A 23,838-nucleotide genomic window follows, 5' to 3' on the forward strand; every position below is an offset into this window, starting at 1 on the left:
ACACTGAGATATTAAATATGAATACGTCTACTCAAGCTCTACATGCGGACATTCCGCGCCAGCGCTGGCTAAGAATTATTCCCCCGATTCTTATCGCCTGCATTATTTCTTATATGGACCGTGTAAATATTGCTTTTGCCATGCCCGGCGGTATGGATGAAGAGTTAGGTATTTCTGCCACCATGGCAGGCCTGGCGGGTGGGATCTTCTTTATTGGCTATCTGTTTTTGCAGGTGCCTGGCGGCAAGATTGCCGTTCATGGTAGCGGGAAGAAATTTATCGGCTGGTCGCTGGTCGCCTGGGCGGTGATTTCGGTCCTGACCGGGCTCGTCACCAGCCAGTATCAACTGCTGGTGCTGCGTTTCTTACTCGGGGTAGCAGAAGGCGGGATGCTGCCGGTTGTGCTGACGATGATCAGTAACTGGTTCCCTGACGCTGAACGCGGTCGTGCCAATGCGATTGTAATTATGTTCGTCCCCATTGCCGGGATCATCACCGCGCCCCTGTCGGGCTGGATTATTACCGCACTCGACTGGCGCTGGCTGTTCATCATTGAAGGGCTGATGTCCATCGTTGTGCTGGTGCTGTGGGCCTTCACGGTGTACGACCGCCCGCAGGAAGCACGCTGGATTTCTGAAGCGGAAAAAAATTATCTGGTCAAAACCCTGGCCGCAGAACAGCAGGCCATTGCCGGTAAAGAGGTGAAAAACGCCTCGCTGAGCGCGGTGCTGTCCGACAAAACCATGTGGCAGCTGATTGCCCTGAACTTCTTCTACCAGACCGGCATTTACGGTTACACCCTCTGGCTACCCACCATTCTCAAAGAGCTCACGCACACCAGCATCGGCCAGGTAGGCGTGCTCGCGATCCTGCCTTATATCGGGGCCATTGCGGGTATGTTCCTCTTCTCTTCGCTCTCTGACCGTACCGGTAAGCGCAAGCTGTTTGTCTCCCTGCCGCTGATTGGTTTTGCGCTCTGCATGTTCCTCTCCGTGGCTCTGAAAGAGCATACCTGGCTGGCCTACGCCGCGCTGGTGGGGTGTGGGTTCTTCCTGCAGTCGGCGGCGGGCGTGTTCTGGACCATTCCGGCACGCCTGTTCAGCGCGGAGATGGCAGGCGGTGCGCGGGGGGTAATTAACGCCCTGGGTAACCTCGGCGGGTTCTGTGGCCCTTACGCGGTCGGCGTGCTGATCACCTTGTACAGCAAAGATGCGGGAGTTTACTGCCTGGCGGTGTCACTGGCACTGGCCTCTCTGCTGGCCCTGCTGCTACCGGCGAAGTGCGATGCCGGTGCGGAGCCTAACCCTACGGTGAATCCGCATAAGCGTGCGGCCTGATGCCCTCACCCCAGCCCTCTCCCACAGGGAGAGGGAGCAAGACGAGAACCCCCGCCCTCTCCCACGGGGAGAGGAAGCAAGACGAGAGAGTCAAAGATGAGTGAAAAAGAACCCTTCTGGCTGGGTATCGATTGTGGCGGTACTTATCTGAAAGCCGGTTTATACACCCGCGAGGGCAAAGAGGTCTGTATTGAACGCCGCACGGTTGCCACGCTCAGCCCGCGAGCAGGCTATGCGGAGCGGGACATGAACCAGCTGTGGCAGCAGTGTCACACCACCGTCGCTCTTCTGCTCAACAACGCCCGGGTTAGCGGCGAGCAGATCAAAGGCGTGGGCATTTCAGCGCAGGGCAAGGGGCTGTTTCTACTCGATAAACAGGATCGTCCTCTGGGCAATGCGATGCTCTCCTCAGACCGTCGGGCACTGGACATCGTGCAGCGCTGGCAGCAGGACGGTATTCCCGAAAAACTCTATCCGCACACGCGACAGACGCTCTGGACCGGGCATCCGGCCTCTCTTCTGCGCTGGGTCAAAGAGAATGAGCCACAACGCTATCAGCAGATTGGCTGCGTGATGATGGCACACGACTACCTGCGCTGGTGCCTCACCGGCGTAAAAGGCTGCGAAGAGAGCAACATCTCTGAATCCAATCTCTACAACATGAACACCGGCCAGTACGATCCGCAGCTCACGCGCTGGCTGGGTATCAGTGAAATCGACAACGCTCTGCCCCCCGTTGTCGGTTCAGCAGAAATCTGCGGGGAAATCACCGCTCAGGCTGCCGCACTTACCGGTCTCGCGGCGGGAACCCCCGTCGTTGGTGGGCTGTTTGATGTGGTTTCCACCGCGATCTGTGCCGGACTGCACGACGAACATACGCTGAACGCCGTCATGGGCACCTGGGCCGTCACCAGCGGGATTGCCAATGCGCTTCGGGACAACGAACCGCATCCCTATGTCTATGGGCGTTACGTCCACCCGCAGCAGTACATTGTCCACGAAGCCAGCCCCACCTCTTCCGGCAACCTTGAGTGGTTGACCGCCCAGTGGGGAGAAATGTCTTTCAGCGAGATCAACCGCGCCGTGGCCAGCCTGCCGAAAGCCGAAAGCGATCTGTTCTTTCTGCCGTTTCTCTATGGCAGCAACGCCGGGCTGGAGATGACGAGCGGCTTCTACGGCATGCAGGCGTTGCACACTCGCGCGCATCTTTTACAGGCAGTTTACGAAGGCGTGGTGTTCAGCCATATGACCCATCTAAACCGCATGCTCGAACGCTTTACCGACGTACAGGCACTGCGCGTCACCGGCGGCCCGACCCACTCTGACGTATGGATGCAGATGCTGGCGGATGTCAGCGGTCTGGCAATTGCGCTCCCGCAGGTGGAAGAGACTGGCTGTTCCGGCGCGGCGCTGGCCGCCCTGGTCGGCACCGGCGTTTATGCCGATTTTTACGCAGCGCAGCACGCGCTCAGACACGACATTCGGATCATTGAACCCGACATGCACGCCCATGCGGCCTATCAGCGCAAGTATCAGCGCTACCAGTTACTGATTTCAGCACTACAGGGTTATCACGCCCGTGTTAAGGAGCACGACCTATGAGCCGACCATTACTGCAGCTGGCGCTCGACCACACCTCACTTCAGGCTGCCCAGCGCGATGTCGCCAGGCTTTCCGATCACGTCGATATTATCGAAGCGGGCACCATTTTATGTCTGACCGAAGGGCTTAACGCCGTGCGTGCGTTACGCGAGCAGTGTCCAGGGAAAACCCTCGTGGCGGACTGGAAGGTGGCCGACGCCGGAGAAACGCTGGCAGAACAGGCGTTTGGCGCAGGCGCGAACTGGATGACCATCATCTGCGCCGCGCCGCTGGCCACAGTTGAAAAAGGTCACGCGGTGGCGCTGCGCTGCGGTGGGGAAATTCAGATGGAGCTGTTTGGCAACTGGACGCTGGACGATGCCCGCGCCTGGCACCGCATCGGCGTGAAGCAGGCCATCTACCACCGGGGACGCGACGCGCAGGCCAGCGGTCAGCAGTGGGGTGAGGCAGATCTCGCCCGAATGAAGGCGCTCTCCGACATTGGTTTGCAGCTGTCCGTCACCGGCGGCATCACCCCGGCCGACCTGCCGCTGTTTAAGCAGATCAACGTCAAAGCCTTTATCGCCGGTCGCGCACTGGCAGGCGCTGCCAATCCACCGCAGGTGGCCGAGGCCTTCCATTCGCAAATCCGCGACATCTGGGGAGCGTAATCATGCGTCAGCATCCATTAGGTATTTACGAAAAAGCGCTGCCGAAATCCCTCACCTGGCCGGAGCGCCTGGTGCTGGCAAAAAGCTGTGGCTTTGATTTTGTTGAAATGTCGGTAGATGAAACGGACGAACGCCTGTCGCGCCTGGCGTGGAGCACCACACAGCGTGCATCGCTGGTGGAAGCGATGCTGGAGACAGGTGTGTCGATCCCCTCCATGTGCCTGTCTGCCCACCGCCGCTTCCCGTTTGGCAGCCGGGACGAAACCGTGCGCGCCCGCGCCCGCGAGATCATGTCCAGCGCCATTAAACTGGCGCGTGATTTGGGTATTCGCACCATCCAGCTGGCCGGGTATGACGTGTATTACGAAGAGCATGATGAAGGCACCCGGCAACGCTTCGCCGAAGGGCTGGCATGGGCGGTCGAGCAGGCCGCCGCCGCACAGGTGATGGTGGCCGTTGAGATCATGGACACCGCGTTTATGAACTCCATCAGCAAATGGAAAAAGTGGGACGAGATGCTGGCCTCGCCGTGGTTTAGCGTTTACCCGGATGTCGGCAACCTCAGCGCGTGGGGTAACGATGTGGCCGCCGAACTGACGCTGGGCATTGACCGCATCGCGGCAATTCACCTGAAAGATACCCAGCCCGTCACGGCACAAAGCCCAGGACAGTTCCGCGACGTGCCGTTTGGCGAGGGCTGCGTCGATTTCGTTGGCGTGTTTAATACGCTCAATAAGCTGAACTACCGCGGCGCGTTTCTGATTGAAATGTGGACCGAAAAAGCAAAAGAGCCGGTGCTGGAGATTATCCAGGCGCGCCGCTGGATTGAAGCCCGTATGCAGGAAGGAGGCATGACATGTTAGAACAACTCAAAGCCGAGGTGCTGGCAGCCAACCTGGCACTGCCCGCCCACCAGCTGGTGACCTTCACCTGGGGTAACGTCAGCGCGGTGGATCGCGACAGCGGTCTGATGGTGATCAAACCGTCCGGCGTGGAGTATGACGTGATGACGGCGGAGGATATGGTGGTGGTGAATATCGCCACCGGTGAGGTAGTCGAGGGCAGCATGAAACCGTCGTCAGACACGCCTACCCATCTTGCGCTGTACCGTCGCTACCCGGAGATTGGCGGCATCGTCCATACCCATTCCCGCCATGCCACCATCTGGTCTCAGGCAGGTCAGGATCTGCCCGCATGGGGCACGACGCACGCGGACTACTTCTACGGCGCGATCCCCTGCACGCGGCGGATGACCACGGCGGAGATCGCAGGAGACTACGAGTATCAGACCGGTGAAGTGATCATCAAAACCTTTGAAGAGCGCGACATCAGCCCCATGCAGATCCCCGCAGTGCTGGTGCACTCCCACGGCCCGTTCGCCTGGGGTAAAGATGCCGCCGATGCGGTACACAACGCCGTGGTGCTGGAAGAGTGCGCGTACATGGGCCTGTTTTCGCGCCAGCTTGCGCCGCAGCTTCCGGTTATGCAGCAGGAACTGCTCGACAAACATTATCTGCGCAAGCACGGTGCGCATGCCTATTACGGGCAGTGATCAACCGGAATTAATGTGTTCTTTACAGTACCGCCGTTTCCAGACGGCGGGCGTTAACCCGGTATGCTTCGAAAATATCTGCCGGAAATACCCCACGTCGTTAAAACCGCAGCGGGTGGCCACTTCCGTTAATGACGCTGAGTCATTCAGCAGCATTTTTTCTGCCGCCCTGACGCGCTGGCGATGAATCGCCTCCGTCAGGGTTAAATGAAATGTCCGACGAAACACGCGCCCGAGGTAATCGGCATTACAGTGCAGCGATTTTGCCAGCAGCGAGGTGGAGAGCGGTAAATGAAACTGCGTGCGAATAAGCTGTTTTGCCTTCCAGGCCAGTGCTGCACCGGCCTCATCGGGGCGGTCCTCATACCCTGCTGAGAGGGATATTTGCTGCAAAATCAGTAGCAAAAGCATTTCCAGCGCCACGCTGCGCTGTAATTTTTCCTGCTCGCTGAGGAACTGGCGAAAAAGCGCAATCACCGACGGGACATCCCTCACGCAGCAGTGTTGTTCAATGGTCAGCGGAGAAGCCTCCGGCAAAGCGGAAGGCCCAGGTTTCACCTCAAAATGCAGCCAGTAAAATCGCAGATCGGCCGGAAAATCTTCTGTACCCACATGCCGCCGCTTCGGCCAGAGCAATAAACTCTCCCCCGCCTTCACCTCAAAAAGACGGTTCTCCTCCTGGATCGTTAATGTCCCCTTTTCGACGAAAATGATTTCCCACGACGTTAATTTACGCGCCGGGTGGCGACCCACACCCCGCGAAATAAACAATCCGCCGTTTTGCACTTTAATCGGAAGCGCTATGGATAATTCGAGCATGGATATTCACCATTCCGCTTTTATTGCCGCATTTAATTGACTTATCCATTGATTATTAACAATTTACGTTATAGCTGCCCGATCAAACTCACACTTTCTTCATCAGGTCGGAATCGTCATCTTTTTATACTTTTCCCTTCCCTTGTTGCCCTTTGCGTTCAGTGCAGAATGAATGAGGTACCTTGCACAAATACGATAAAAATCGATTACCGAGGAGTTATCTCATGACTTCCACACCGATTACCGAGTCTGACGTTGCACAACGGGTGAGAGAAGAACGTTTGTCCGTTCGCGAGAAAATTGGCTACGGCCTGGGCGACGCGGGCGGCACGGTCATTACCTGTCTGATAATGAATTTCCTGACCTTTTTCTATACCGATATTTTTGGCCTGACCCCGGCGCTTGTCGGCACGCTGTTTATTGCCCTGCGCGTATTTGACGCGATTTCTGACCCTGTCATGGGCGTGATTGCTGACCGCACCCAAAGCCGATGGGGGCGCTTTCGTCCCTGGCAGCTGTGGGTGGCATTCCCTATTGGCATCATCGGCGTGCTGACCTTCACCGTACCTGAAGCCAGCATGGGCGTGAAAATTGCGTGGGCATTCGGCACCTACCTGCTGCTGTCCGTCGGCTATACCGCCATCAACGTGCCCTACTGCGCGCTGATCAACACCATGACCACCCGCCACAGCGAGGTCATTTCCTGCCAGTCATGGCGCTTTGTGCTGTGCGGCGTTGCGGGATTTTTGGTCTCCGTCGGCCTGCCGTGGCTGGTGGCAGCGCTGGGGCAAGGCAACGCCGCCCGGGGTTATCAGCTGGGCGTTGGCGTCCTGTGCACCCTCGCCGTGGTGATGTTTCTCTGCTGCTTCTTCTGGGTCCGTGAACGCGTCCCACTGGCGCTGATGGGTAAATTCACCCTGCGCGAACACCTGGCAGGGCTGCGTAAAAATGACCAGCTGCTGCTGATGCTGGTGATGTCGTTTTTGCTGATCAACGTCTTCAATATCCGTGGCGGCGGATACATGTACTTCATCACCTATGTGCTTCAGGGCAGCACCGCCTACACCTCGCTGTTTTTCACCATGGTGACCTTCGCAGCGATCCTTGGGGCGGTGATCGTCAGCCCCCTCTCTCGCCGTATTGATACGGTCAAACTCTACTACTACACCAACCTGGTGCTCGCCGCGATCGCGGCTGGCATGTGGTTCCTGCCCGGCGGCCCGGCGCATCAGACGCTCTGGCTGATCGTAATTCTGAGTAACGGCGTCATCCTGGGCTTTACCCTGCCGCTGCACTTCTCGCTGATGGCTTTTGCCGACGACTACGGCGAGTGGAAGACCGGCGTGCGATCGTCGGGCATGAACTTCGCCTTCAACCTGTTTTTCATCAAGCTGGCGTGGGCCTCCAGCGCCGGGATCATCAGCCTGGTGTTTATCGCCGTCGCCTATCAGCCGGGAGCGGGTAACCAGACGCCCGCCTCGCTGCAGGGCATTACCGCCATGGAGACGCTGCTCCCTGCCCTTTTCCACCTGCTGCTGGCGGTCTCAATCCGCTGGTGCAGGCTCAACAATCCGATGATGTCGCGCATTGCCACCGATTTGCGCCAGCGTCATGTACCGTCCTGAGGAGAACGTGATGTCCATAATGGAAGCCGACCTGCATAACCTGAAAATCAACGATCCGTTTCTTGGCCAGTATCAGCGGCTGGTGCGTGATGTGGTCATCCCCTATCAGTGGGATGCGCTCAACGATCGAGTGGCAGAAGCCGAGCCCAGTCATGCCATCACCAACTTCCGCATTGCGGCAGGTCTTGAAGAAGGTGAGTTCTACGGCATGGTATTTCAGGACAGTGACGTGGCGAAATGGCTGGAAGCCGTGGCGTGGTCGCTGTGTCAGAAACCCGATGCTGAACTGGAAAAAACCGCCGATGAGGTGATTGAACTGATCGCCGCGGCACAGTGTGAAGATGGTTATCTCAATACGTACTTCACCGTCAAAGCGCCCGACGAACGCTGGACAAATCTGGCCGAGTGCCACGAACTTTACTGCGCCGGGCATATGATCGAAGCTGGCGTGGCGTATTTTCAGGGCACCGGAAAACGCCGACTGCTGGAGGTGGTGTGTAAACTGGCAGATCATATCGACACCGTTTTCGGCCCCCGGGAAGGCCAGCTTCACGGCTATCCGGGCCACCCGGAAATCGAGCTGGCGCTGATGCGGTTGTACGACGTTACTCAGGAGCCACGCTACCTGAACCTGGTGAAATACTTCATTGAGGCGCGCGGTACGCAGCCTCACTTCTATGATATTGAATACGAGAAGCGCGGCAGAACATCGTACTGGCACACCTACGGCCCGGCATGGATGGTCAAGGACAAAGCTTACAGCCAGGCGCATCAACCACTTGCTGAACAACAAACAGCGATTGGCCATGCGGTGCGTTTTGTCTACCTGATGGCGGGTATGGCACACCTGGCCCGTCTGAGCAAAGACGACGCAAAACGTCAGGACTGCTTACGCCTGTGGAACAACATGGCGCAGCGCCAGCTGTACATTACCGGCGGGATTGGTTCGCAAAGTAGCGGAGAAGCCTTCAGCAGTGATTACGATCTGCCCAACGATACGGTGTATGCCGAAAGCTGCGCCTCGATTGGCCTGATGATGTTTGCCCGTCGGATGCTGGAGATGGAGGCGGATAGCCGCTACGCCGACGTGATGGAGCGCGCCCTGTACAACACGGTGCTGGGCGGCATGGCGCTGGACGGTAAACATTTCTTCTATGTTAACCCGCTGGAAGTGCACCCCAGGACGCTGGCCTTTAACCACATCTATGACCACGTCAAACCGGTTCGTCAGCGCTGGTTCGGCTGCGCCTGTTGCCCGCCGAATATCGCCCGCGTGCTGACGTCGCTGGGGCATTACATTTACACCGTTCGCCCGGATGCGCTTTTCATTAATCTCTACGTAGGGAATGAGGTCACCATCCCGGTGGGCGATGAGACGCTTAAGCTGCGGATCAGCGGTAATTATCCGTGGCAGGAAGAGGTCAACATTGAGATCGTCTCGCCCGTACCGGTGACGCACACCCTGGCCCTGCGACTGCCGGACTGGTGCGCAAATCCTCACGTGTCGCTGAACGGAGAAGGCATGACGGGCGAGGTATCACGGGGCTATCTTCACCTCACCCGTCGCTGGCAGGAGGGCGATACGCTCACGCTAACCTTACCGATGCCGGTCCGCCGCGTGTACGGTCACCCACAGGTTCGTCAGCAGGCCGGAAAGGTCGCGCTGCAGCGCGGTCCGCTGGTCTACTGCCTTGAAGAAGCCGACAATGGCGCCAACCTGCATAATCTTGCTCTGCCTGCCGACAGTGAATTCCGGGTTTTCGAGGGTAAAGGAATTTTCGCTCATAAGATGCTGATTCAGGCGGAAGGTGTCACGCATGACGCCGCAGAAGCGGGATCGGAGGCGTTATGGCAGTACGACCGTCCTGCGGTGCAACGTCAACCCAAAACGTTGACCTTTATTCCGTGGTTTAGCTGGGCTAACCGGGGAGAAGGGGAAATGCGCATTTGGGTGGATGAGGACTGAATATCTGCGGCCTGATGCCCTCACCCCAACCCTCTCCCACGGGAGAGGGATCGTTAAGGCAGCACGCGACGCGCTGCCTCAGCAAGAAAAGCGCTTCGGTTACTAAACTGCGGATGCTCATTCACAAAAGAATCAATTTTCACCAGCAATCGACGAGGCAGGGTGATATTGATACGCTCGGCCTTACCGTCGAATTGCTTCATATTGATATCTACAAGCAACCATTGTCCGCCGATAAAATCACCCGGTGTGGCTTCAAGATGTGCTTCAACATTGCCAGGGAGAGGTAACTCTTCATCCATTTCAAATAGCGCTTCGAAGTGAGCTGTCAGTGCATCACGTGCATCCTGAAAAGCATCATCCAGAGAATTGCCGGCAAAAAAACAACCAGGAACGTCAGGAAAAAAACCGCTGGCGCTACCGTCGGGATCAGAATGAATGTAAGCCGGATAAAACATAACTACTCCTGATATCAGTGTTTGATTCCCGCCTGCCGCCAGATTTGCGCGAGGGTGCCGGGTTTTATGTCCTTTTTGGGATGTGGAACGGTCACCAACCCCGCATGTACTGGGTGGCGAAACTGATGATGGCTTCCTTTCGTTCTTACACATTTCCAGCCATGCCTGACCAGAACAGTAATGACATCCGCACTTTTCACATTCCAATCCTTCCATGATTATACACATCATACACACCATAGCTACTGGTGCAGATGACAATAGACGAAAGGAAATGCAAACGCAGCCGGGTTTTGTCTGAACAGGAAGGAGCAACGCAAAAAGAAAGGCGGAACAGGTAAATTGCAGATCGAAATACAGGCGCTATCACAACGCCGGGTAAGGTGAAGCCGCCACCCGGCTTTACAGCATCAGAAGCGCCAGCTCAGCCCGGTCATCAGCGCAAAGCTGTCGTCGCGGTCGATCATCGGGCTGTTCTTCACGTCGTCAGGCAATACGGTATATACCGCGCTGGCGTTAAGGAACAGGTTCTGGGTTAACTGATATTTTGCCGCCAGACCCACGTATGGCGTCCAGCTGTCACCGGCGGCGTATTCATTGAGACCTGAGCGGCGAGACTCGCTGCCGGAAACCCCGTAGTAGTAGTCGTTATAGCTCTCGTCACTGTAGAAAATGCCCACAGATGGCGTCAGCGTGAGGCGTTCCATGCGGATGGGGCGGAAGTACGAAATCTCACCGACTACGCCACCGCTTTCATCCATCGCATCGCCGGAAACGGCAATTTTCAGCGAGCCCCAGTTTTCATGGCGGTAATAGGCGCCACCCAGGAAAGCAGACGCTTTACGCTCATCCAGATGTTTCATCTGAGGGTCGTCGTTATCGTCGGGATCAAAATGCAGCGGCATCCACGACGCGGTCAGGCTAAATTCATTTTTTTCGTCTTTCCACAGGATCCATCCACCTGTGGTCTGGCGCACATAGAATCGGTCACCTTCATAGCTAATTAACGGAACCGCGGTGGTATTTTCATTATACCCTTTATAAGGTGACTCATTAAATACAGCCCCCGCGCCAAGTGAAAAGTCACCGGCCATTGCGGATGAGGTCGCAAATAACGTGGCAGCGATGAGTAAATTGTTTTTAATAGTCATTCCATGTAATCCATTTAAACGCCGAACAAGCGAGGCGAATAATAATGGTTACAAATTTGCGTATGCAACGCCGCTGTTTATATAATATTATATATAAAATCATATAGATGGGTGGGCATGATGAATAAATTACAACTAAAACCCCGCGAATTAAAAATAATTTCCGTCATCGCCGCCACCCACAGCATTGGCGACGCCGCCGCCCTGCTGGGCATGGCACAGGCCAACGTCAGTAAATATCTCTCTGATTTTGAAACACGAGTCGGTCTCAAGGTCTTTGAGCGCACCACCCGTCAGCTTGCGCTAACGCAGTTTGGTGAGGCCTTGCTTCCTTACGTGAACGCCACGCTGGATAAAAATAGTCAGCTTATTAATTTTATTGCCGATTATAAGCATGAAAAGCGTGGAAAGGTGACGATTTACGCCCCGACAGGCATCGTGACCTATCTCTCTCGTCATGTGATCCACCAGATAAAAGACATTGGCGATATTCGTATTTCGTTGAAAACATACAATCTGGATCGCAATGAATTTTCTGAGGGGGTGACCTTTCCGGATGACTGCGATATTTTAATTACCTATGCTCAGCCGAAAGATGAAAGTCTGGTCGCAAGTGTATTAACCCAATATTCCGTTACCGCCTTCGCGACCGAGGAGTATTTAAATCAGCACCCGTTAAACGGCCCGGAAGATTTAATTCATCACTCCTGTATTCTAATCGACTCCATGCTGGTGGATGATGCTAACATCTGGCGGTTCCGCGTTCATGGCAGTGATGATGTACAGGATTACCGGGTTACCGGGAATTATATTTGCGACAATACGCAAACTGCCCTGGAGCTGGCGAGGAATAATCTCGGTATCGTCTTTGCGCCGAAAGAGAGCCTGAGAAAAGAGTTAAAAAACGGTTCACTTGTTCCCTGCTTCCCGCATCAGGAAGAGTGGTGGCTGGATCTGACGGCCATCTTCCGCAAGCGTGAATACCAGCCATGGCGCGTGCAATATGTTCTGGATGGCGTCCTGAATAATCTTCGCCAGCAAATAGCTCAGGCCGCCCACGGACGGCCTGAGCTGGATGACTAGAACAGCCCCAGCGGTTTATCGGAGTAGCTGACCAGCAGGCATTTCGTCTGCTGATAATGCTCCAGCATCATTTTGTGCGTTTCACGCCCGATGCCTGACTGCTTATAGCCCCCAAAGGCCGCGTGCGCCGGGTAGGCGTGATAACAGTTGGTCCATACGCGTCCGGCCTGGATCCCCCGGCCCATTTTATACGCCAGATTGCCGTTGCGGCTCCAGACGCCTGCCCCCAGGCCATACGGCGTATCGTTGGCAATCTCCAGCGCCTCCTCCATCGTTTTGAAGGTGGTCACGGCCAGCACCGGTCCAAAAATTTCCTCCTGGAAAACGCGCATATTGTTTTTGCCAGACAGTATGGTCGGCTCAAGGTAATACCCTTCCTGCAGATCGCCGCCGAGCACTTTACGGCGTCCACCGGTCAGGACATCCGCCCCTTCTTTTTTGCCGATATCAATGTAATTAAGGATGGTTTCCAGCTGTCCATGCGACACCTGCGCGCCCATCTGCGTCACGTTATCTAGCGGGTTACCGCTGCGGATCGACTCCACGCGGCGAATGGCCCGTTCCATAAAGCGCTCATAGATGGACTCCTGCACCAGCGCGCGGCTTGGGCAGGTGCAGACTTCGCCCTGGTTAAAGGCAAACAGCGCAAACCCTTCCAGCGCTTTATCGAAGAAGGCGTCCTCTTCCGCCATCACGTCCTCGAAGAAGATGTTCGGGGATTTTCCGCCCAGCTCCAGCGTCACCGGAATGATGTTCTGGGTGGCGTACTGCATGATCTGCTGACCCACTTCCGTCGAGCCGGTAAACGCCACTTTGGCGATGCGTTTTGAGGTCGCCAGATATTCCCCAATCTCCCCCCCGGCCCCGTTGACCACGTTAATCACCCCCGGGGGCAGCAGGTCACCGATAATGTCCATCAGCAGCAGTACTGAAAGCGGCGTTAAGCGGGCCGGTTTCAGCACAATGCAGTTCCCGGCCGCCAGCGCGGGCGCCATTTTCCAGCTCGCCATCAGCAGCGGGAAGTTCCACGGGATAATCTGCCCCACCACGCCCAGCGGCTCGTGGAAGTGATACGCCACGGTGTCGCTATCGACTTCACTAATTCCCCCCTCCTGAGCACGAATACAGGAGGCAAAATAGCGGAAGTGGTCAATCGCCAGCGGCACATCGGCCGCCATCGTTTCACGGATCGGCTTGCCGTTATCCCAGGTTTCTGCCGTCGCCAGCAACTCAAGATTTTGCTCCATCCGGTCGGCAATTTTGAACAGGATCGCCGCCCTGTCCTGCACGGAAGTCTGTCCCCATTTATCTTTGGCTTTATGCGCCGCATCCAGCGCCAGATCGATATCGCGCTTGCCTGAGCTGGCTATCTCGCACAGCGGCTGGCCGGTGACGGGAGTCAGGTTGGAATAGTATTCGCCGTCGACGGGTGCCACCCAGTCGCCGCCAATAAAGTTGTCATAACGGGGTTTTAGCTTGAGAGGGAAACCGTACTCGCCTGGCTGAATGCGTGAAGAGGGAGGATTGTTTGTCATGACCGTCTCCTTGCTGTTGGTGTACAACAAGGGTAGTACCGGCTGGTGATTTTATCGCCAGCCGGGAGTGGTGTTTACGACAGGGGTCACGCTGTTTCTGGAAAGAGCAACGAATCCCGTAATAAATGGTCGTTACCGCGACGGCGGGTAAAACCGATGCGGTTGAAATATTCCAGGATCTGAATGGCAAGCTTTCGCCCCACGTTCAGACGATCGCGGAAATCAGCCGCACAGGTGGAGCCTCGCGCCTGATCCAGTTCGCGGATCAGGCTGGCAAACGCGACGATACGATCGTTGCGGTAATAACGATCTTTCACGATCGCAACGATGAGCCCCTGCTGCGCGGCATGGCGCAATACCTGGCGCATCACCTGCTCGTCGGTATTCGTTTCACGGGCGAGATCGCGAACCCACCAGGGCTCATCGCCAAACAGAGGGGCCGCTTTTTGCCAGATTGCCTCTTGCTCTGCGGTGAACCCGGCTTTGTGATCCGGCAGATGCAGCCAGCCGTGGTGGCTTTTGATCACGCCGCTTTCACGCATGTTTTCTATCAGCAACAGCACCAGCGCATCGTCTTCCATTGGCAGCGCCATACGACGCAGGCGCTCGCGCCCCGGGCCAGGTTCATCCTGATGCTGTTCATGGTAGGTGGCAAGCGTGTTTAACACTTTTCGCTGCCAGCACGCCGCAACCGGCGCGTTCAGCAGGTTATTACCGGCCTGGATAAATTCCGGCTGCTGGGTCAGCGGGAGGAGGCCTTCGTTGCTGAGCTGTCGTGCCCAGGCGAAGTCGGTCAGGTTCACCGCACCGCGTTCAAGATGCACCTCCAGCGCAGCCTTGTCGTTACTGGCCTGCGCCAGTGCCGACAGCCACTGCAAATACTCCGGTTTACGCTTCCCGCGACGCGGCGGATTGAGCGCCACCACCCGCGCCCCGGCCAGCGTTTCTCGCGCCGAGATATCACGCAGCACCAGACGGTCATTATCTGCCAGCCAGAGTGGCGTATCGAAAACCAGTTCAGCGAGATCGTTTTCCAGCAGCGACACGCGCCCGGTGATATGGCTGGCCGCATGGTGGATATGCAGCGGCTGCCACTGACTGAGCGGGATATGCGTCTGCAGGGAGACAATCACCCGCTCAGACGGTTCTGGCGGCGCCTCAGACAGCAGCCAGTCGCCGCGGTTTAGCTGCGCTTTCTCCGCATCGCCGGCAATATTGAGGGCGATACGCTGCCCGGCATGGGCATGATCAACGGGCTGGTTTTGTGCATGCAACCCGCGCACCCGCATCGGTTTGTTAATACCCGTCAGCCATACGGTATCGCCCACCTTCACTTCCCCACTCAGGGCGGTACCGGTCACCACCAGACCTGCACCTTTAACGGTAAACGCCCTGTCGATGGCCAGACGAAAGCGATGATGGCCGGCATGTTCCCGCGACGAAAGCTGCTGCAAATGGTGGCGAAGTGCGTCGATCCCGCGCCCTTCTGTGGCGACTGTTTCAAACAGCGCAGCATCGGTAAAGCCATATTCGCGCAACGTGGCCTCCACCGCCTCGCGCACCTCGTTAATACGCGTCGCGTCCACACGATCGGCTTTGGTCAGCGCCACGGTTAGCTGTGGGTTGCCCGTCAACTGCAGGATCGCCAGGTGTTCACGCGTTTGCGCCATAACGCCGTCATCACAGGCCACCACCAGCAGGGCATGGTCAATACCACCGACCCCCGCCAGCATGTTGGAAAGAAACTTTTCGTGTCCGGGGACATCAATAAAGCCCAGCACGCGGCCATCGGGCTGCGGCCAGTAGGCATAACCCAGATCGATGGTCATACCGCGCTTTTTCTCTTCCGGCAGGCGATCGGCATGCACGCCCGTGATGGCCTGCAACAAGGTGGTTTTTCCGTGGTCAACATGACCGGCGGTGGCAATAATCATTTCAACAGCATCTCCAGAAATCGCTCTTCATCTTCAAGACAGCGTAGATCCAGCCAGATTCGGCCATCGTAAATTCGCCCGATAACCGGCGTAGGCAGAGCACGCCAGCGCGCAGAGAGCGCATCAAGCCTGCTGCCGCGGCCATCGCGCGGGGTGAAGGTCAGGGCCGCGCTGGGCAGCCGATCCACCGGTAACGAGCCACTGCCAATTTGCGACTGGCAGGACTCAATGCGCACGTCGAAATCGGTGTAATGCGACGCGACATTGGGCAACAGTAACTCGGCCTGCGCGCGAATCGAGGCGGCATCACGCGTTAACAGACGCAGCGTTGGCAGGCGTTCCGCCAGTTTCTCCGGGTGGAGATAGAGCCGCAGCGTCGCGTCCAGCGCGGCAAGCGTCATTTTATCGGCACGCAGGGCGCGCTTCAGCGGATGCTGCTGCAGTTTCGCAATCAATTCACGCTTACCGACGATGATCCCGGCCTGCGGCCCGCCCAGCAGCTTATCACCAGAAAAACTGACCAGGCTAACGCCCGCCGCAATCATCTCCTGCACCATCGGCTCTTTCGGCAGACCATACTGGCTCAGATCCACCAGCGAGCCGCTGCCGAGATCGGCAACGACCGGCACATTCAGCTCCTGGCCTATCGCCGCCAGCTCGGCCTCTTCAACGGTTTTAGTGAACCCTTCGATATGATAATTACTGGTGTGGACCTTCATCAGCAGGGCGGTGTTTTCATTAACCGCCGCACGGTAATCTTTCGCATGGGTCCGGTTAGTGGTACCCACTTCATGCAGGGTACAGCCCGCCTGGCGCATCACGTCCGGGATGCGAAACGCGCCGCCAATCTCCACCAGTTCGCCGCGCGAGACGACCACCTCTTTGCCGCTGGCGGTCGCTGCCAGCATCAACAGGACCGCCGCCGCGTTGTTATTCACAATGCAGGCATCTTCAGCACCGGTGAGCTGGCAAAGCAGATCCGCCAGGGCCCGATCACGATGCCCGCGTCCTGCACCGTCGAGATCGTACTCCAGCGTGACAGGCGAACGCATGGCCTGCGTTACGGCATCTACCGCCTCTTCCGCCTGCTGCGCACGCCCGAGATTGGTATGCAGGACTGTCCCCGTCAGGTTAATCACCGGGCGCAACGCGCTTTGCCCTTTCTCAACCAGCCTCTGTTCCAGCTCCTGCTCCCACGCCACGCACCAGCCGGGCAAGGCATTTTCTGCCTGAATATGGCGCCGGGCCTCGTCCTGAAGCAGACGTAACATCTCAACCGTCGCGGTATGGCCGAACCGCTCGACAGCGGAATGAATAAGGGGTTCACGAAGGAGTCGGTCGGTAGCGGGGATCTGGCTGTACAGGGAGTGATGAGTAGTCATGAAAGCGCCTGGCGAGTAAATATCATCCCCCCTCCCGACGGGAGAGGGAGTTAACATGTGGAGGGATTGTACCGCCTCCTGACGCGAAGTGTTATAACCCGCGTCAAGCCTTTGGCGGTTCGGTACGGGCGAAGCTCTCGCGCTGGAAGAGCGTTTCGGCGAGCTTCACCAGCAGCGGACGGTCGACGCACCAGCCAGGGGAGACGCGACGAAAGTTGAGATAACCAATGGCGCAGGCGATAGCGATCGTCGCCAGATTCAGGCTATCCGTTGCTATTTTGCCCTCCTGGATGAGCTGCTCGCACCTGTCCAGGCTGCGGCTGATTTTCTCACGCTGGCGCAGCAGCTCCGTTTCCGACTGCTGAGCAACGGGCCTTGCCTGCTCGCGCACGGAAGTTAACGCCGCATCCATGATGCCATCGGCCAGCGCTTCAATTTGCTTCACTGCCAGGGCCGCCTTCGGATCTGCCGGTAACATAGCTGGCGCAACGCCGAGCAACTCGATGTACTCAGCGATAATCGGGGAATCAAACCAGTATTCGCCCTCGTCCGTTACCAGCGCCGGGACTTTCCCCAGCGGGTTGTACTGCGCAACGCCGTTTTCGGCGTTATAGGGCTGTTCATTAACGAATTCAAATTCAATCCCTTTCTCCAGCAGGAGAATCGAGATCTTTCGCACGAAGGGACTGGTGTAGCTGCCGATGAGTTTCATTGCCTGATCCTTGATGCCAGAAAAAGTCAGTATGGATCAAGCGCTGAAAAAAGGGCAGGTATGCATGTCGCATTCCTGCCCGGCGAGGATTAATGATCAAGATAGAGATAGTGCATCCAGCTGGTCATGCGCAGCAGGACTTTACGCATCACCGAGACGTGCGCGAAATGGTCGGAATAGACCGCCACCTGCGCGTAAATACCGTCCGGCAACGCATCAACGTCGGCGTTAGGCTCCAGTTCTATCAGCGCCTGCACGCCATCCGTTCCCGGTGTTACCGTTAGCGACTGCAGCGCCCCCTGCGCCTGATACGAGCCCCCTGGCACCACCGGCAGAATGCTGGTGAGCTTGCCGGAGAAGACCTGCCCCGGCAGGGCGTTAAACACCACTTCCGCTTCATCGCCCGGCTTCAGACGCAGCAGCGAGTTCTGACGGAACTGGGCCACAATCTGGCGTTTCTGTTCAGGAATAAAGACCATGACCGGGCGCAGCGGCAGCGCGGCGGCATACGTTCCCGGGCGAATCAGCACCTGAGTGATGTAGCCATTGCTCGGCGCACGCACCACGGTCTGATCCAGGTTGTATTTGGCTTCGGCCAGCTGGGCGCGTAAAGAGGCTATCTGCGACTGTTCGCCGTTCACCATGCTGTCTAACTGGCTTTTGATCTGCGTCTGTTCCGCCACTGAGCCTTTTACCAGCGCGTCCTGAGCCAGATAGTTCTGCCGCGCGTTGTCGATATCGCTCTCAGAGAACGGGTTTACCTTCGCCTGGCTGCCTTTGAGATAGCGCTGGTAATCTTTATACAGACGGCCCCGCTCGGCGGACACGCGCGTGGTGTTGGCTACTGCTTCCGACAGTTGCGCTTTGAGCACGTCGATATTGTGCGTCGCGGTCACCAGGTCGGCCTGCAGTCTGTCGACCCGTGCCTGATAGCGGCCCGGGTCAAGTTTAAATAACACTTCGCCTTTTTTAATAAGCTGGTTATTTTTATCAGTAACTTCGCTGACCACGCCGGTCACCTGCGGCGTAATCGGAATGGAAATAACCGCTTTTTGCGCCGTAAACGTATACGGGTGGTTATAGTTCATTAATAAAATGAGGCCCGCCACAATAAATACCCCACCTAATGTGGCGGTGGCGAGCGTCCACTGGTTGACCGGAATACGGAATATTTTAAAAATCGCCCAGGCAAACGCCACGTAGGTCAAAATAATCAACAGATCCATAATTAGCGCTCCAGCGTTTTCGTATCAGCAGTGGGCTGTACCGCTGCCAGCTTTTGTTCTAATTCGGCCACGCGTTTGGCCAGCGCATCCATACCCGGCACCTCATCAGGTTTGGTGATGTGGTTTTGCATGCCCCAACCGCGATCTTCCCGGTACAGCGTGGCCCAGATCCACAGGAACGGCCAGATGGCATGGAGCGTAAACAGGCTAATCCAGCCCGCCGTGTGGATTGCATCGGCATGGGGATGATTACGCTTTTTGGCCATGTTATAGGGGATGTCATGAATGGCGATGATTCCGTAAAACAGAACCAGAAAAACAAAAATCAATACGCCCAGCGCAAAATAGTTGAGAAACATATTCTCCTCACTTAAACAACGTCAACTCATTAAATTAATAAAACAGTACGCAACCTAATTAATTTATTTTTAAACATAAAAGGTAGACTGGTTATTTCAGAGCCGGGGAGTATCGGTTTTTATAATATCTCCATGCAAGTTTATAAACGTGTCAAAATATATCCTGAATAATAATATACTTAACCTTACATTATGAACGTAATCCACGTTTTCGCTTTTCGCCATACCACACATGAAAAGTGGTTTTTTAGCTTTGCGTGTTGCCCAGAACCATCGTGACGCTCATTCGTCAGGCAGAATTTGCCGCCGATCACAGCCGGAGAAATCCGTATAAAAATTTTTTGTGAATTAAATCACAACTCAGAAACAAACTCGCGACAACTAAATGTGACACATATCACAAAAACAGGGGTGTTTTGCCGATTTTCTCCCCATTGTGTTTTTTTTAGACTGTGGTTTTGTGATTCAGATCACCTCTTTTCCCGCCACACCCCCTGCATTTACGTGATTGTGATCACACAATTTTTCGCTGTCTGGACAGTTGAACGATTCAGTGCCAGATTTCACAGCATCAGAACAGGGCCCGGCTACCTCTGCCGCCTCATTAACAATAAACCTCGGGCCGCAAGCCTAAGCGTAAACAGAAGAAGGGGTGTTTTATGTCATCCGATTTCAAGATCAAAGTTCAAAGCTTTGGTCGTTTCCTCAGCAATATGGTGATGCCAAATATCGGCGCGTTTATCGCGTGGGGTATCATCACTGCATTATTCATTCCGACAGGGTGGTTGCCTAACGAAACGCTGGCGAAACTTGTTGGCCCAATGATTACTTACCTGCTGCCGCTGCTCATCGGTTATACCGGTGGTCGTCTGGTGGGCGGTGACCGTGGTGGCGTAGTGGGTGCCATCACAACCATGGGTGTTATCGTCGGTGCGGATATGCCGATGTTCCTCGGTGCGATGATCGCCGGTCCTCTGGGTGGCTGGGCGATTAAGAAATTCGACGTTTGGGTTGATGGCAAAATCAAATCCGGCTTCGAGATGCTGGTGAACAACTTCTCTGCGGGCATCATCGGGATGATCCTCGCGATTCTGGCGTTCCTCGGCATTGGCCCGGCAGTTGAAGTCCTGTCCAAGATTCTGGCGGCGGGCGTTAACTTCATGGTGGCGCACGACATGCTGCCTCTGGCGTCTATCTTTGTTGAACCGGCGAAAATCCTGTTCCTGAACAACGCCATCAACCACGGTATCTTCTCACCGCTGGGTATTCAGCAGTCTCATGACCTCGGCAAGTCCATCTTCTTCCTGATTGAAGCGAACCCGGGTCCGGGTATGGGCGTTCTGCTGGCGTACATGTTCTTTGGTCGCGGCAGCGCGAAGCAGTCTGCTGGCGGTGCGGCTATCATTCACTTCCTGGGCGGTATTCACGAAATTTACTTCCCGTACGTGCTGATGAACCCACGTCTGATCCTGGCCGTTATCCTCGGCGGTATGACCGGTGTGTTCACTCTGAGCGTGCTGAACGGTGGTCTGGTTTCTCCAGCGTCTCCGGGCTCTATCCTGGCGGTACTGGCAATGACGCCGAAAGGTGCCTATTTTGCTAACATCGCGGCTATCTGTGCGGCAATGGCGGTCTCCTTCGTGGTCGCTTCTATCCTGCTGAAAACCAGCAAAGTGAAAGAAGATGACGATATCGAAGCGGCCACCCGTCGTATGCACGACATGAAAGCCGAGTCCAAAGGCGCAACGCCGCTGTCAGCGGGTGATGTTTCTAACGACCTGAGCCACGTGCGTAAAATCATCGTTGCCTGTGATGCCGGTATGGGTTCCAGCGCAATGGGTGCCGGCGTGCTGCGTAAGAAAGTGCAGGATGCAGGCCTGACCAATATCTCAGTGACCAACAGCGCCATTAACAGCCTGCCACCGGATGTTGACCTGGTGATTACGCACCGTGACCTGACCGAACGCGCCATGCGCCAGGTACCGCAGGCACAGCATATTTCGCTGACCAACTTCCTCGACAGCGGCCTGTACACCAGCCTGACTGAACGTCTGGTGGCCGCACAGCGTCACGAAGACAACGAAGTGAAAGTGCGGACCAGCCTGCAGGACAGCTTTGACGAGAGCAATGCTCACCTGTTTAAGCTGGGCGCGGAGAACATCTTCCTCGGTCGTACCGCAGCCACCAAAGAAGAGGCAATTCGCTTTGCCGGTGAGCAGCTGGTGAAAGGCGGCTACGTTCAGCCTGAATATGTCGACGCGATGCTGGAACGCGAAAAACTGACGCCAACCTACCTGGGCGAATCCATCGCGGTACCGCACGGTACGGTGGAAGCGAAAGACCGCGTGCTCAAAACCGGCGTGGTGTTCTGCCAGTATCCTGATGGCGTGCGCTTCGGTGAAGAAGAAGACGACATTGCCCGCCTGGTGATTGGTATCGCCGCTCGCAATAACGAGCACATCCAGGTGATTACCAGCCTGACCAACGCGCTGGATGATGAGTCCGTCATCGAGCGTCTGGCACAGACTGAAAGCGTTGAAGAAGTGCTGGCACTCCTCAACAAATAACAGCGTATCTTCCCTCTCCCCTTAGGGGAGAGGGCTAGGGTGAGGGGTAAACGTTCCTCACCCCAGCCCTCTCGGGTAAAAACATTGATAAAGGTTAACACTATGAAAGCATTACATTTTGGCGCAGGTAATATCGGTCGTGGCTTTATCGGCAAACTGCTGGCAGACGCGGGCATTACGCTGACATTCGCCGATGTGAATCAGGTCGTTCTGGATGCCCTGAATGCCCGTCATAGCTACCAGGTACACGTGGTGGGAGAAAACGAGCAGGTTGAAACGGTCTCTGGCGTCAACGCGGTAAGCAGCATTGGCGACGATGTTATCGACCTCATCGCCAGCGTTGACCTGGTGACCACCGCGGTGGGCCCGGTGGTACTTGAGCGCATCGCGCCTGCGGTCGCAAAAGGTCTGGCAAAACGTAAAGCGCAGGGCATTGATACCCCGCTGAACATCATTGCCTGTGAAAATATGGTGCGTGGCACCACGCAGTTGAAAGGCCACGTTCTGGCCGCCGTTGCGGACGAAGACAAAGCCTGGGTTGAAGCGCACGTTGGCTTCGTGGATTCTGCCGTTGACCGTATCGTTCCGCCGTCAGAATCTGCAACTAACGACCCGCTGGAAGTGACGGTAGAAACCTTCAGCGAGTGGATCGTGGACAAAACCCAATTTAAAGGCGCGCTGCCGACCATTCCAGGTATGGAATTAACGGATAACCTGATGGCATTTGTGGAACGTAAACTCTTCACGCTGAACACGGGTCATGCTATAACCGCGTACCTCGGAAAATTGGCCGGTCATCAGACTATTCGTGATGCGATCCTCGACGAGAAGATCCGCGCGGTGGTAAAAGGGGCAATGGAAGAGAGCGGCGCGGTGCTGATCAAACGCTACGGTTTTGATGCTGATAAACACGCAGCATACATCCAGAAAATCCTCGGTCGTTTTGAAAACCCGTATCTGAAAGATGACGTTGAGCGCGTGGGCCGCCAGCCATTGCGTAAGCTGAGCGCGGGCGATCGCCTGATTAAGCCGCTGCTGGGTACGCTGGAATACGGCCTGCCGCACGCCAACCTGGTGAAAGGGATTGCCGCCGCGATGCACTACCGCAGCGAGCAGGATCCGCAGGCGCAGGAGCTGGCTCAGCTGATTGATGACCAGGGCGCACAGGCTGCGCTGGCGCAGATTTCCGGTCTGGACGCCAACAGCGACGTGGTTGCGGAGGCGGTTAACGCATATAACGCAACCAAATGATGCACAGTGAGGCGCAGGTGATCCTGCGCCCTGATTACAGATTGTCAGATATGCAGGCAATAATGGAACAAACCCAGGCCTTTGAAAATCGTGTGCTTGAGCGTCTGAATGCTGGCAAAACCGTACGAAGTTTCCTGATTACCGCCGTCGAGTTGTTAACCGAGGCGGTGAATATCCTGGTACTTCAGGTGTTTCGCAAAGACGACTACGCGGTAAAATATGCTGTAGAACCGTTACTGGACGGCGACGGACCGCTGGGCGATTTATCCGTGCGTCTGAAGTTGATTTATGGTCTTGGCGTGCTGAACCGACAAGAGTATGAAGATGCGGAGCTGTTGATGGCGCTGCGCGAAGAGCTCAATCATGACGGTAATGAGTACACCTTTACCGATGACGAGATCCTTGGCCCCTTCGGCGAGCTGCATTGCGTTACCGCGCTCCCCCCTGCCCCCCATTTTGATAACAGCGACCCGGAACTGTACGCCATGCAAAAGCTGCGTTATCAACAGGTTGTCCGTTCCACGATGGTTCTTTCCCTGACTGAGCTGATTTCCCGAATCAGCTTAAAAAAAGCGTTTCAGAAGTAAGCCTGCTCACATTGGTGTATCCTTCCCTCTAAATTCCCCGTT

General features: G+C 56.0%; 21 protein-coding genes. 11 read left to right on the forward strand and 10 right to left on the reverse strand.

Annotated elements, in window-relative coordinates; genetic code table 11:
• The first annotated feature begins 17 nt into the window (after positions 1–17).
• The 5 genes from M8370_RS06265 to araD all read left to right on the forward strand — a co-directional run bounded on the left by M8370_RS06265 (position 18) and on the right by araD (position 5,141).
• Entirely contained in the window at positions 18–1,337 is a 1,320-nt protein-coding gene (locus tag M8370_RS06265) for an MFS transporter (protein WP_029881926.1), read from the forward strand.
• Between the two features lie 96 nt (positions 1,338–1,433).
• On the forward strand, positions 1,434–2,939 hold the full coding sequence (locus M8370_RS06270) for an FGGY-family carbohydrate kinase (protein ID WP_250020670.1): 1,506 nt from the start codon (positions 1,434–1,436) through the stop codon (positions 2,937–2,939).
• A complete protein-coding gene (ulaD, locus tag M8370_RS06275; protein ID WP_038418390.1) occupies positions 2,936–3,589 on the forward strand; it encodes a 3-keto-L-gulonate-6-phosphate decarboxylase UlaD in 654 nt (217 codons plus the stop codon). The genes M8370_RS06270 and ulaD overlap by 4 nt, the downstream gene beginning before the upstream one ends.
• A 2-nt stretch (positions 3,590–3,591) precedes the next feature.
• Complete coding sequence (locus M8370_RS06280) at positions 3,592–4,452, forward strand: L-ribulose-5-phosphate 3-epimerase (protein ID WP_020686527.1); 861 nt, start codon at positions 3,592–3,594, stop codon at positions 4,450–4,452.
• Positions 4,446–5,141: an L-ribulose-5-phosphate 4-epimerase gene (gene araD, locus M8370_RS06285; protein ID WP_048972676.1), complete on the forward strand. Its 696-nt coding sequence runs from the start codon at positions 4,446–4,448 to the stop codon at positions 5,139–5,141. The genes M8370_RS06280 and araD overlap by 7 nt, the downstream gene beginning before the upstream one ends.
• On the opposite strand, the gene M8370_RS06290 is transcribed toward araD, so the two are convergent.
• The gene (locus M8370_RS06290) at positions 5,142–5,960 is read right to left on the reverse strand and encodes a helix-turn-helix domain-containing protein (RefSeq protein ID WP_020686525.1); all 819 of its coding nucleotides are present in this window, start codon (positions 5,958–5,960) and stop codon (positions 5,142–5,144) included.
• 224 nt (positions 5,961–6,184) lie between these two features.
• Between M8370_RS06290 and M8370_RS06295 the strand changes: the two genes are divergently transcribed.
• Both M8370_RS06295 and M8370_RS06300 read left to right on the forward strand, forming a co-directional pair.
• The gene (locus M8370_RS06295) at positions 6,185–7,585 is read left to right on the forward strand and encodes an MFS transporter (protein WP_020686524.1); all 1,401 of its coding nucleotides are present in this window, start codon (positions 6,185–6,187) and stop codon (positions 7,583–7,585) included.
• A gap of 10 nt (positions 7,586–7,595) precedes the next feature.
• Positions 7,596–9,551, forward strand: coding sequence for a glycoside hydrolase family 127 protein (locus M8370_RS06300; RefSeq protein WP_250020672.1), 1,956 nt, complete (start codon positions 7,596–7,598; stop codon positions 9,549–9,551).
• Between the two features lie 53 nt (positions 9,552–9,604).
• On the opposite strand, the gene M8370_RS06305 is transcribed toward M8370_RS06300, so the two are convergent.
• The 3 genes from M8370_RS06305 to M8370_RS06315 all read right to left on the reverse strand — a co-directional run bounded on the left by M8370_RS06305 (position 9,605) and on the right by M8370_RS06315 (position 11,160).
• Positions 9,605–10,009 carry a type II toxin-antitoxin system HicB family antitoxin gene (locus tag M8370_RS06305; protein WP_013094943.1) on the reverse strand — a complete coding sequence of 135 codons (405 nt, stop codon included), beginning with the start codon at positions 10,007–10,009 and terminating at the stop codon, positions 9,605–9,607.
• Between the two features lie 14 nt (positions 10,010–10,023).
• Positions 10,024–10,209, reverse strand: coding sequence for a type II toxin-antitoxin system HicA family toxin (locus M8370_RS06310; protein ID WP_071843252.1), 186 nt, complete (start codon positions 10,207–10,209; stop codon positions 10,024–10,026).
• A gap of 210 nt (positions 10,210–10,419) precedes the next feature.
• On the reverse strand, positions 10,420–11,160 hold the full coding sequence (locus M8370_RS06315) for a MipA/OmpV family protein (RefSeq protein WP_248076853.1): 741 nt from the start codon (positions 11,158–11,160) through the stop codon (positions 10,420–10,422).
• Positions 11,161–11,277: 117 nt separating this feature from the next.
• Between M8370_RS06315 and M8370_RS06320 the strand changes: the two genes are divergently transcribed.
• A complete protein-coding gene (locus M8370_RS06320) occupies positions 11,278–12,243 on the forward strand; it encodes a LysR family transcriptional regulator (RefSeq protein ID WP_061771396.1) in 966 nt (321 codons plus the stop codon).
• On the opposite strand, the gene exaC is transcribed toward M8370_RS06320, so the two are convergent.
• The 6 genes from exaC to M8370_RS06350 all read right to left on the reverse strand — a co-directional run bounded on the left by exaC (position 12,240) and on the right by M8370_RS06350 (position 19,391).
• Positions 12,240–13,778, reverse strand: a complete 1,539-nt coding sequence (gene exaC, locus M8370_RS06325) for an acetaldehyde dehydrogenase ExaC (protein ID WP_020686520.1) — start codon at positions 13,776–13,778, stop codon at positions 12,240–12,242. The genes M8370_RS06320 and exaC overlap by 4 nt on opposite strands.
• A gap of 86 nt (positions 13,779–13,864) precedes the next feature.
• Entirely contained in the window at positions 13,865–15,712 is a 1,848-nt protein-coding gene (gene selB / locus M8370_RS06330) for a selenocysteine-specific translation elongation factor (RefSeq protein ID WP_250020674.1), read from the reverse strand.
• Complete coding sequence (gene selA / locus M8370_RS06335) at positions 15,709–17,094, reverse strand: L-seryl-tRNA(Sec) selenium transferase (protein ID WP_040020989.1); 1,386 nt, start codon at positions 17,092–17,094, stop codon at positions 15,709–15,711. The genes selB and selA overlap by 4 nt, the downstream gene beginning before the upstream one ends.
• A gap of 103 nt (positions 17,095–17,197) precedes the next feature.
• Positions 17,198–17,806: a glutathione S-transferase gene (locus M8370_RS06340; RefSeq protein ID WP_013094937.1), complete on the reverse strand. Its 609-nt coding sequence runs from the start codon at positions 17,804–17,806 to the stop codon at positions 17,198–17,200.
• A gap of 89 nt (positions 17,807–17,895) precedes the next feature.
• Positions 17,896–19,032 carry an HlyD family secretion protein gene (locus M8370_RS06345; protein WP_250020676.1) on the reverse strand — a complete coding sequence of 379 codons (1,137 nt, stop codon included), beginning with the start codon at positions 19,030–19,032 and terminating at the stop codon, positions 17,896–17,898.
• Positions 19,033–19,034: 2 nt separating this feature from the next.
• Positions 19,035–19,391 (reverse strand): DUF3302 domain-containing protein, encoded by a 357-nt coding sequence (locus M8370_RS06350; protein ID WP_013094935.1) that lies wholly within the window; start codon positions 19,389–19,391, stop codon positions 19,035–19,037.
• A 659-nt stretch (positions 19,392–20,050) separates the two neighbouring features.
• Between M8370_RS06350 and M8370_RS06355 the strand changes: the two genes are divergently transcribed.
• The 3 genes from M8370_RS06355 to mtlR all read left to right on the forward strand — a co-directional run bounded on the left by M8370_RS06355 (position 20,051) and on the right by mtlR (position 23,796).
• Complete coding sequence (locus tag M8370_RS06355; protein WP_020686515.1) at positions 20,051–21,958, forward strand: PTS mannitol transporter subunit IICBA; 1,908 nt, start codon at positions 20,051–20,053, stop codon at positions 21,956–21,958.
• Between the two features lie 102 nt (positions 21,959–22,060).
• Entirely contained in the window at positions 22,061–23,209 is a 1,149-nt protein-coding gene (gene mtlD, locus M8370_RS06360) for a mannitol-1-phosphate 5-dehydrogenase (RefSeq protein ID WP_013094932.1), read from the forward strand.
• Entirely contained in the window at positions 23,206–23,796 is a 591-nt protein-coding gene (gene mtlR, locus M8370_RS06365) for a mannitol operon repressor MtlR (protein ID WP_013094931.1), read from the forward strand. The genes mtlD and mtlR overlap by 4 nt, the downstream gene beginning before the upstream one ends.
• Positions 23,797–23,838: the final 42 nt, after the last annotated feature.

It is taken from the genome of Enterobacter cloacae complex sp. OE43NF (genome assembly GCF_023544405.1).
GTDB classification, from domain to species: Bacteria; Pseudomonadota; Gammaproteobacteria; order Enterobacterales; family Enterobacteriaceae; genus Enterobacter; species Enterobacter cloacae.

Coding starts and splice junctions, on each gene's coding strand:
- M8370_RS06265 (WP_029881926.1), top strand. CDS start 18: ATGAATACGTCTACTCAAGCTCTACATGCGGACATTCCGCGCCAGCGC.
- M8370_RS06270 (WP_250020670.1), top strand. CDS start 1,434: ATGAGTGAAAAAGAACCCTTCTGGCTGGGTATCGATTGTGGCGGTACT.
- ulaD (WP_038418390.1), top strand. CDS start 2,936: ATGAGCCGACCATTACTGCAGCTGGCGCTCGACCACACCTCACTTCAG.
- M8370_RS06280 (WP_020686527.1), top strand. CDS start 3,592: ATGCGTCAGCATCCATTAGGTATTTACGAAAAAGCGCTGCCGAAATCC.
- araD (WP_048972676.1), top strand. CDS start 4,446: ATGTTAGAACAACTCAAAGCCGAGGTGCTGGCAGCCAACCTGGCACTG.
- M8370_RS06290 (WP_020686525.1), bottom strand. CDS start 5,960: ATGCTCGAATTATCCATAGCGCTTCCGATTAAAGTGCAAAACGGCGGA.
- M8370_RS06295 (WP_020686524.1), top strand. CDS start 6,185: ATGACTTCCACACCGATTACCGAGTCTGACGTTGCACAACGGGTGAGA.
- M8370_RS06300 (WP_250020672.1), top strand. CDS start 7,596: ATGTCCATAATGGAAGCCGACCTGCATAACCTGAAAATCAACGATCCG.
- M8370_RS06305 (WP_013094943.1), bottom strand. CDS start 10,009: ATGTTTTATCCGGCTTACATTCATTCTGATCCCGACGGTAGCGCCAGC.
- M8370_RS06315 (WP_248076853.1), bottom strand. CDS start 11,160: ATGACTATTAAAAACAATTTACTCATCGCTGCCACGTTATTTGCGACC.
- M8370_RS06320 (WP_061771396.1), top strand. CDS start 11,278: ATGATGAATAAATTACAACTAAAACCCCGCGAATTAAAAATAATTTCC.
- exaC (WP_020686520.1), bottom strand. CDS start 13,778: ATGACAAACAATCCTCCCTCTTCACGCATTCAGCCAGGCGAGTACGGT.
- selB (WP_250020674.1), bottom strand. CDS start 15,712: ATGATTATTGCCACCGCCGGTCATGTTGACCACGGAAAAACCACCTTG.
- selA (WP_040020989.1), bottom strand. CDS start 17,094: ATGACTACTCATCACTCCCTGTACAGCCAGATCCCCGCTACCGACCGA.
- M8370_RS06340 (WP_013094937.1), bottom strand. CDS start 17,806: ATGAAACTCATCGGCAGCTACACCAGTCCCTTCGTGCGAAAGATCTCG.
- M8370_RS06345 (WP_250020676.1), bottom strand. CDS start 19,032: ATGGATCTGTTGATTATTTTGACCTACGTGGCGTTTGCCTGGGCGATT.
- M8370_RS06350 (WP_013094935.1), bottom strand. CDS start 19,391: ATGTTTCTCAACTATTTTGCGCTGGGCGTATTGATTTTTGTTTTTCTG.
- M8370_RS06355 (WP_020686515.1), top strand. CDS start 20,051: ATGTCATCCGATTTCAAGATCAAAGTTCAAAGCTTTGGTCGTTTCCTC.
- mtlD (WP_013094932.1), top strand. CDS start 22,061: ATGAAAGCATTACATTTTGGCGCAGGTAATATCGGTCGTGGCTTTATC.
- mtlR (WP_013094931.1), top strand. CDS start 23,206: ATGATGCACAGTGAGGCGCAGGTGATCCTGCGCCCTGATTACAGATTG.